This window comes from Micromonospora sp. NPDC049799, from assembly GCF_040656655.1.
Classification (GTDB): Bacteria; Actinomycetota; Actinomycetes; order Mycobacteriales; family Micromonosporaceae; genus Micromonospora.
In genome coordinates this window covers 1-1,721 of record NZ_JBFAMU010000773.1, presented here as the reverse complement: position 1 = coordinate 1,721, position 1,721 = coordinate 1, and the positions used below count along the sequence as shown (strand labels likewise).

At 75.0% G+C, this 1,721-nt stretch carries 1 protein-coding gene and 2 pseudogenes; 2 read left to right on the top strand and 1 reads right to left on the bottom strand.

All coding sequences use genetic code 11. The annotated features are described in order from the left end of the window. Nucleotides 1-99 (top strand): annotated as a pseudogene (locus AB0I76_RS29340) (RNA polymerase subunit sigma); the annotation flags it as partial. Nucleotides 100-113: 14 nt separating this feature from the next. Here AB0I76_RS29340 and AB0I76_RS29335 read toward each other — a convergent pair. Next, a pseudogene (locus tag AB0I76_RS29335) lies at nt 114-335 on the bottom strand (CHASE3 domain-containing protein); the annotation flags it as partial. A gap of 310 nt (nt 336-645) precedes the next feature. Here AB0I76_RS29335 and AB0I76_RS29330 point away from each other — a divergent pair. After that, nucleotides 646-1,721: serine/threonine-protein kinase (locus AB0I76_RS29330; RefSeq protein ID WP_357042226.1), on the top strand; the 1,076-nt coding region annotated here is incomplete at its 3' end.

Genomic DNA, 1,721 nt, shown 5'->3' with positions numbered 1-1,721 from the left:
GCTCAGGACGTGTTCGTCATCGCCTGGCGGCGTCGACGCGAGGTCCCGGACCGCAGCCTGCCCTGGCTGTACGGGGTGGCCCGGCGCCTGTTGGCCAACCGGGCCACCGTCGCCCGCTCGGCGTCGACACCCTTCCGGTACGGGTCGAGGAGGGCCCCGTCGGCGGTCAGGACGTATCCGCGTACCGCCGCGACCTGCTGGAGCAGGTGGACCTCCAGTTGCCCGACGGCGGTGCGGGCCGGGGCGATCCGGTCGGCGAGCCGGTTCGACACCTCGGCGGTGTGGCGCAGCGCGACCGCGCCGAAGCCCCCGCCGGCCAGCACCAGAGCCGTCATCGTCAGCAACATGACACTGAGCCAGCGGCGGGTCGTCAGGCGCCCGCCGCCGGCGTTCGGTGAAGTGGTGCCGCTGGTCACGGCTGCACCTTAGACCAGCGGGCCGCTGCCGGCCGTGAACGGCGCGGGGCTTGCCCCCGGCTGCTACCAGTGACCGTGTGTCCGTGAACGACCATGCCGCCACGACGCCGGCCCGGCCGGCGACGACCGGGGAGCCGGAAGCACCCGTTGCGCCGATGGCCCGCCGTGGCGGCGCGACCAGAATGACCAGCGGGGTGGTCCGTCCACCCGGGGCGGAGGGGGTGACCACGTGACCGGTTGGCAGCTCTCGGGCTACCGTGCGGTCCGGCAGCTCGGCGCCGGCGCGTCCGGGCGGGTGGACCTCGCCGTCCACGACGTCACCGGCACGCCGGTGGCGATCAAGTACCTCACCGCCGGCATCGGCGACGACCCCTCCTTCCGGGAGGCGTTCCGGGCCGAGGCGCGACTGCTCGCCGACATCGACGACCCCCACGTGTCCCGGCTCTACGAGTACGTCGAGTCGCCCGCCGGCGCGGCGATCGTGATGGAGCTGGTCAACGGCGTCTCCCTGCGGCAGATGCTGCGCGCGCACGGCGCCACCACACCGGAGTCCGCGCTGTGCGTGCTCAAGGGCTCGCTGGCCGGGCTGGGCGCGGCCCACGAGCGTGGCGTGGTGCACCGCGACTACAAGCCGGAGAACGTGCTGGTCACCGCCGAGGGGACCAGCAAACTCGCGGACTTCGGCATCGCCATGCCGGTGGGCGAGGGTTCCGGCGGCAGCGTCACCGGTACGCCCCGCTACATGGCCCCCGAGCAGTGGACCGGCGCGCCGGCCAGCCCGGCCTGCGACATCTACGCCGCCACCGCGACCTTCTACGAGTGCGTGACCGGCCGCCCGCCCTTCGACGGGAGGGACCTGTTCACGCTGCGTCGCCAGCACGCCGAGGAGCCGATCCCCACCGAGGCGGCGCCGGAGCCGCTGCACGACCTGCTGCGGCTCGGCATGGCCAAACGGCCTGACGAGCGACCGCAACCCGCCCAGGTGTTCCTGGCGGTGCTGGAGCAGGTCGCGGCGACCGCGTACGGGCCCGAGTGGGAGGAGCGGGGGCTGGGCGAGCTGGCCCGGCGGGCGGCCCTGCTCGCCGCGCTGTTCCCGTTCAGGGACGGCACCGGCGGCGCCACCAGCGTGGCCAGCACCACGCTGGGGGAGGGCACCGGCAGGTTGAGCCGCCTGCGTACCGGCCGGGCGCGGACGGCCCTGCTCGCCGGTGGGGTGGTCGTCGCGGTGCTGCTCGGCGGCGCCGGCCTGAGCTACGCCTCGCGCGACGAGCCGCTGACCACCGCCGGGGGCGGTTCCGAGCCCGC